The following is a 6,095-nucleotide window of genomic DNA, read 5'->3' as shown; positions in this document are numbered from 1 at the left end:
AGCGGCGGCGTGGACCCGAAGGTGATGGGCATGGGTCCGGTGCCGGCGTCCAGGCGTGCACTGGAGCGCGCGGGCTGGTCGGTGAACGACCTCGATCTCCTGGAGATCAACGAGGCATTTGCCGCGCAGGCGCTGGCCGTGAACAAGCAGATGGGCTGGGACACGTCGAAGATCAACGTGAACGGCGGGGCGATTGCGATCGGTCACCCGATCGGCGCGTCGGGCTGCCGGATTCTCGTGACGCTGCTGTACGAAATGCAGCGCCGCGACGCGAAGCGGGGTCTGGCCTCGCTGTGCATCGGCGGCGGCATGGGCGTGGCGCTCGCGCTCGAGCGCGCTTGATGCGACTGCAGGGGTGGGCCGCTAGCGGTCCGTCCCGGCGCTTGTGACCAGCGGGGCGACCAACGACCGCGAGCGGCGCAGGCGAGGGCAGGGGGAAGGAGCGAGGCCGGTGCCGTGGAACGGTGCAGCCGGAAAACGATAATGGAGTGTGGTTTATGTCAGAGCGTATTGCGTATGTAACGGGCGGGATGGGCGGCATCGGAACAGGCATTTGCCAGCGCCTCGCCAAGCAGGGTTTCACGGTGGTCGCCGGCTGCGGCCCGCATTCGCCGCGCCGCGTAAAGTGGCTGGAAGATCAGAAGGCGCTCGGTTTCGACTTCGTGGCCTCGGAAGGCAACGTCGGCGACTGGGATTCGACACGCCAGGCGTTCGACAAGGTCAAGGCCGAGGTCGGCGAAATCGACGTGCTCGTGAACAACGCCGGCATTACGCGCGACGTGGTGTTCCGCAAGATGACGCGGGAGGACTGGACGGCCGTGATCGACACCAATCTCACGAGCCTCTTCAACGTCACGAAGCAGGTAATCGACGGCATGGTCGAGCGCGGCTGGGGCCGCATCATCAATATCTCGTCGGTAAACGGGCAGAAGGGACAGTTCGGCCAGACCAACTATTCCACGGCCAAGGCCGGCATTCACGGCTTCACGATGGCGCTGGCTCAGGAAGTGGCGACCAAGGGCGTGACGGTCAACACCGTCTCGCCGGGCTATATCGGTACGGACATGGTGAAGTCGATCCGTCCCGACGTGCTGGAAAAGATCGTCGCGACGATTCCGGTGCGCCGTCTCGGCGCGCCCGAGGAAATCGCGTCGATCGTGGCGTGGCTCGCGTCCGACGAGTCAGGCTTTGCAACCGGTGCTGACTTCTCGCTGAATGGCGGGTTGCACATGGGCTGATCCTGAGCGCAGCGCGCCTGCAGGGGGCGCGCGAAGCTGGGATCGAGGACGGCAGCGGGCCTGTTTGCTCACCGGGGCAGGCCGTTTCCGGGCTAGACCGACGCGCGACGGCAGCGGCTGACGCGCGTTGGCGCTAACAAGGGCGACACATGACGACTACAAAGAAAACCGCCGAACGTCTCATCAAGAAATATCCGAATCGTCGGCTGTACGACACGGAGACGAGCACGTACATCACGTTGACGGACGTGAAGCAACTCGTGCTGGAGCAGGAGGAGTTCAAGGTCATCGACGCGAAGACCAACGAGGATCTGACGCGCAGCATCCTGCTGCAGATCATTCTCGAAGAGGAAAGCGGCGGTCTGCCGATGTTCTCGTCGTCGATGCTGTCGCAGATCATCCGTTTCTATGGGCATGCGATGCAGGGCATGATGGGCACCTACCTGGAAAAGAACATCCAGGCGTTCATTGACATCCAGAACAAGCTCGCGGACCAGTCGAAGACCCTCTACGAAGGCAACGCGATGAATCCCGAGGTCTGGTCGCAGTTCATGAACATGCAGGCGCCGATGATGCAGGGCATGATGACGAGCTACATCGAGCAGTCGAAGAACATGTTCGTGCAGATGCAGGAGCAGATGCAGAACCAGGCGAAGAACATGTTCAGCAGCTTCCCGTTCAAGCCCGTGGCGCCGGGCGGCGCGGCGGCGCCGACGCCGGCGCAGGGCGCGCCCGAGGGCGGCGAGGAAGAGAAGAAGTAAGCGGCGCGGCGCTCACGGCGGGTGGCGCGCGCGGTGGCAAGTCGCGTTGCGCAGTCGCCTACCCGGCGCGCCGTGGCGGCGCGTTGCCGCGCGAGCGCCACGCTTTGCGAGGCGGCTGGCGTGGGCGCGATGCCCCCGCCCGCATTTGCCCTCAGGCGCTTTGCAGGTCGCGCAACGCGCGACTCGAGGCGCCCCGGCGCGCTTTCAATCCGCACACCGATTTCAGCAGTTCGGCCTGAAACGGTTCCATTTTCTCGTTCATGTTTTCGCTCTCTCCACGCAACCGGTTCAGGTTGCGTTTGACCGTGCTCAAGGCGCACGCGGCGAAAATTATCCAGATGCGCAGCTGGCAGGCGAGTGATAGCTGAACAAAGTTTGATTCTGTCCATATTCCATCCGACCCTGACGCGACGAGGCGCGCACCCACCATGCTGCGCCGCACGATACGCCAAACGGGTAAAATAGCGGATTGGCTTGACCCCGCGCGGCGCTACCTTCGCCCTGCGCCCCACATCCGGACGTACACGTGAAAAACCCTGTTGAATCAACGACCCCCCGCAATCCTGCTCCGCGCGTCGGGATGGTTTCCCTCGGCTGCCCGAAGGCGCTTGTCGACTCTGAGCAGATCATTACCCAGCTGCGCGCCGAGGGTTACGAAATCTCGGGGTCTTACGACGGTGCGGATCTCGTGGTCGTCAACACGTGTGGTTTCATCGACGAAGCCGTGCAGGAGAGTCTCGACGCCATCGGCGAAGCGCTTTCGGAGAACGGCAAGGTGATCGTCACCGGCTGTCTCGGCAAGAAGGCGAGCGCAAGCGGCTCGAACCTGATCGAGGAAGTGCATCCGAAGGTGCTCGCGGTGACGGGCCCGCACGCCGTGGGCGAGGTCATGCAGGCCGTGCACAGCCACTTGCCCAAGCCGCACGATCCGTTCGTCGACCTCGTGCCGGCTGCGGGCATCAAGCTCACGCCGCGCCATTACGCGTACCTGAAGATCTCCGAAGGCTGCAATCACCGCTGCACGTTCTGCATCATCCCGTCGATGCGCGGCGACCTCGTGTCGCGTCCGGTCGCCGAAGTCATGCTCGAAGCGGAAAACCTCTTCAAGTCCGGCGTGAAGGAGCTGCTCGTCATTTCGCAGGACACAAGCGCTTACGGCGTGGACGTGAAGTACCGCACCGGCTTCTGGAACGGCAAGCCGATCAAGACGCGCATGACCGACCTCGTCGCCGCACTGGGCGAACTGGCCGCGCAATATGGCGCCTGGGTGCGCCTGCACTACGTCTACCCGTATCCGAGCGTCGACGAAATCATTCCGATGATGGCGGAAGGTCCGTTCAAGGGCCACGTGCTGCCGTATCTCGATGTGCCATTCCAGCACGCGCACCCCGAAGTGCTCAAGCGCATGAAGCGTCCCGCGAACGCCGAGAAGGTCATGGAGCGCGTGAAGGCCTGGCGCGAAGTGTGCCCCGATCTCACGATCCGCAGCACGTTCATTGCCGGCTTCCCCGGCGAAACCGAAGAGCAGTTCGAAACGCTGCTCGACTTCATCCGCGAGGCCGAACTCGACCGCGTGGGCTGCTTCGCCTATTCGCCGGTCGAAGGCGCAACGGCGAACGAGCTTGACGGCGCGTTGCCCGACGAAGTGCGCGAGGAGCGCCGCGCGCGCTTCATGGAGGTGGCGGAGCAGGTCTCGGCCAAGCGTATCCAGCGCAAGGTGGGCAAGACCCTGAAGGTGCTGATCGACGAGATCAACGCCGATGGCGGCATTGGCCGCACCGCGGCGGATGCGCCCGAGATCGACGGCGTGGTGTATGTCGCGCCGGCGGCCAAGGCGTCGAAGCGCTACAAGGTCGGCGATTTCGTTTCGGTGAAGATCACCGGCGCGGATGGCCACGATCTCTGGGGCGAGGTCTGACCGGCATGACGAGCGTCGCCTCGCAAGTCCTCGCTTATGGCGAGGCCATGGTCGAGTTCAACCAGGCGTCGAAAGACCGTCCCGAGTATTTGCAAGGCTTTGGCGGCGACACGTCGAACTTCGCCATCGCGGCGGCTCGCCAGGGTGCACGCACGGGCTTCGTCTCAGCCGTCGGCGACGATCATTTCGGACGTCTCCTGATCGACCTGTGGACGCGCGAAGGCGTCGATACCTCGACGGTGCGCGTGGACGCTACGGCGCCCACGGGCGTCTACTTCGTCTCGCATGGCCCGAGCGGCCATGCCTTCGATTATCTGCGCGAGGGCTCGGCCGCTAGTCGTTACACGCCGGACGACCTGCCGCTCGACGTCATTGCGGCGGCGCGCGTGCTGCATCTTTCCGGCATCAGCGTGGCGATCAGCGATAGCGCCTGCGACGCGGCACTCGCCGCCGTCGAGCATGCGCGCGCCAACGGTGTGCGCGTGAGCTTCGACACCAACTTGCGCCTGAAACTGTGGCCGCTCGCGCGAGCACGCGCCGTGATGAACGAGGTGCTGCGCCTCACCGACATCTGCCTGCCTAGCTGGGACGACGTGGCGGTGCTCACGGGCCTCGACGACCGCGAAGCGATCGTCGATGACCTGCTCGCGCGCGGCGCTCGCGTGGTCGCGTTGAAGCTGGGCAAGGACGGCGCCTATGTCGCGACGCCGGACGAGCGGCGCGTCGTGCCGGGACACGTGGTCGCGGCTGTGGACGCCACGGGCGCGGGCGACTGCTTTGGCGGCGCATTCGTCGCGCGGCTCGCAGCCGGCGACGATCCGTTCGTGGCCGCGCGCTATGCGAACGCGGCCGCCGCACTTTCGACGCTGGGTTTTGGGGCGGTTGCGCCAATCCCATATCGCGAAGACGTCGAGCGCTTGCTTGCCGATTAGCCCGCAAGCGAAGCGCACGAATAACAAGATTCATCCATTCAGGAAGACGAGGAGCAAGACTATGGAACGCGAAGTAGTGGTGGCAAGTGGTGTGCGCACGGCAATCGGCGACTTCGGCGGCAGCCTGAAGGACTTCTCGCCGACGGATCTCGGTGCACGCGTGGTCCGTGAAGTGCTCTCGCGCGCGAACGTGGAAGGCGACGCAGTGGGTCACGTGGTGTTCGGCAACGTCGTGCACACGGAGCCCAAGGACATGTACCTCGCGCGCGTGGCCGCAATCAACGGCGGCGTTGCCCAGCACGCGCCGGCATTGACCGTGAACCGCCTGTGCGGCTCGGGCCTGCAGGCGATCGTTTCGGCGGCGCAAACCATTCTGCTCGGCGACGCCGACATCGCGATCGGTGGCGGCGCGGAGAACATGAGCCGCGCGCCGTACTCGATGCCGGCCGCGCGTTTCGGCCAGCGCATGGGAGACACGCAGCTCGTCGACATGATGATCGGCGCGCTGCACGACCCGTTCCAGGCCATCCACATGGGCGTGACGGCTGAAAACGTCGCGAAGAAGTTCGGCATCACGCGCGAGGCGCAGGACGCGCTCGCGCTCGAATCCCATCGCCGCGCCGAGCGGGCGATCGCCGAAGGCCGCTTCAAGGATCAGATTCTGCCCATCTCGATCAAGTCGAAGAAGGGCGAAGTGCTGTTCGACGCCGACGAGCACGTGCGCCACGGCGCCACGCTGGAGGACTTCTCCAGGCTCAAGGCGGTGTTCGCGAAGGAGAACGGCACGGTCACGGCGGGCAACGCGTCGGGCATCAACGACGCGGCCGCCGGGGTGCTGCTGATGAGCGCGGACGCGGCCCGCGCGCGCGGCGTGAAGCCGCTCGCGCGCCTCGTCTCGTACGCGCATGCGGGCGTCGATCCGGCGTACATGGGCATCGGCCCCGTGCCGGCCACGCAGAAGGCGCTCGAGCGCGCTGGCCTCAAAGTCAGCGACCTCGACGTGATCGAAGCCAACGAAGCCTTCGCGGCGCAGGCCTGCGCGGTGTCGCAGGAGCTCGGGCTCGACCCGGCCAAGGTCAATCCGAACGGCTCGGGCATCTCGCTTGGCCACCCGATCGGCGCGACCGGTGCGCTCATCACCGTGAAGGCGCTTTATGAACTGCAGCGTATCGGCGGGCGCTACGCGCTCGTGACGATGTGCATCGGCGGTGGCCAGGGCATTGCGGCCATCTTCGAGCGGATTTGA

The 6,095-nt window shown here is 65.2% G+C and carries 6 protein-coding genes and 1 pseudogene; 6 read left to right on the top strand and 1 reads right to left on the bottom strand.

What is annotated here, in order from left to right:
• From M3I54_RS19030 to phaR, 3 genes and pseudogenes are all read left to right on the top strand, one after another.
• Positions 1 to 342 (top strand): annotated as a pseudogene (locus tag M3I54_RS19030) (acetyl-CoA C-acetyltransferase); the annotation flags it as partial.
• A gap of 155 nt (positions 343 to 497) precedes the next feature.
• Entirely contained in the window at positions 498 to 1,238 is a 741-nt protein-coding gene (locus tag M3I54_RS19025; RefSeq protein ID WP_028206947.1) for a 3-ketoacyl-ACP reductase, read from the top strand.
• Between the two features lie 149 nt (positions 1,239 to 1,387).
• A complete protein-coding gene (gene phaR, locus M3I54_RS19020; RefSeq protein ID WP_254338570.1) occupies positions 1,388 to 1,999 on the top strand; it encodes a polyhydroxyalkanoate synthesis repressor PhaR in 612 nt (203 codons plus the stop codon).
• A 151-nt stretch (positions 2,000 to 2,150) separates the two neighbouring features.
• On the opposite strand, the gene M3I54_RS19015 is transcribed toward phaR, so the two are convergent.
• Entirely contained in the window at positions 2,151 to 2,441 is a 291-nt protein-coding gene (locus M3I54_RS19015; RefSeq protein WP_254338568.1) for a hypothetical protein, read from the bottom strand.
• Positions 2,442 to 2,579: 138 nt separating this feature from the next.
• Here M3I54_RS19015 and rimO point away from each other — a divergent pair, with 138 nt between their 5' ends.
• From rimO to bktB, 3 genes are all read left to right on the top strand, one after another.
• Positions 2,580 to 3,917, top strand: a complete 1,338-nt coding sequence (rimO, locus tag M3I54_RS19010) for a 30S ribosomal protein S12 methylthiotransferase RimO (RefSeq protein WP_254338566.1) — start codon at positions 2,580 to 2,582, stop codon at positions 3,915 to 3,917.
• A 5-nt stretch (positions 3,918 to 3,922) separates the two neighbouring features.
• Positions 3,923 to 4,849, top strand: coding sequence for a sugar kinase (locus M3I54_RS19005; protein WP_254338564.1), 927 nt, complete (start codon positions 3,923 to 3,925; stop codon positions 4,847 to 4,849).
• A gap of 61 nt (positions 4,850 to 4,910) precedes the next feature.
• Positions 4,911 to 6,095, top strand: a complete 1,185-nt coding sequence (bktB, locus tag M3I54_RS19000; RefSeq protein ID WP_254338562.1) for a beta-ketothiolase BktB — start codon at positions 4,911 to 4,913, stop codon at positions 6,093 to 6,095.

Source organism: Paraburkholderia sp. CNPSo 3274, from assembly GCF_024206475.1.
GTDB lineage: Bacteria > Pseudomonadota > Gammaproteobacteria > Burkholderiales > Burkholderiaceae > Paraburkholderia.
Note: the sequence above shows the minus strand (reverse complement) of the source record. Positions and strands in the feature narration are given on the sequence as shown.

Bases quoted from the DNA above. Each gene is read 5' to 3' on its own strand.
- M3I54_RS19025 (WP_028206947.1), top strand. From the start codon at position 498: ATGTCAGAGCGTATTGCGTATGTAACGGGCGGGATGGGCGGCATCGGA.
- phaR (WP_254338570.1), top strand. From the start codon at position 1,388: ATGACGACTACAAAGAAAACCGCCGAACGTCTCATCAAGAAATATCCG.
- rimO (WP_254338566.1), top strand. From the start codon at position 2,580: ATGGTTTCCCTCGGCTGCCCGAAGGCGCTTGTCGACTCTGAGCAGATC.
- M3I54_RS19005 (WP_254338564.1), top strand. From the start codon at position 3,923: ATGACGAGCGTCGCCTCGCAAGTCCTCGCTTATGGCGAGGCCATGGTC.
- bktB (WP_254338562.1), top strand. From the start codon at position 4,911: ATGGAACGCGAAGTAGTGGTGGCAAGTGGTGTGCGCACGGCAATCGGC.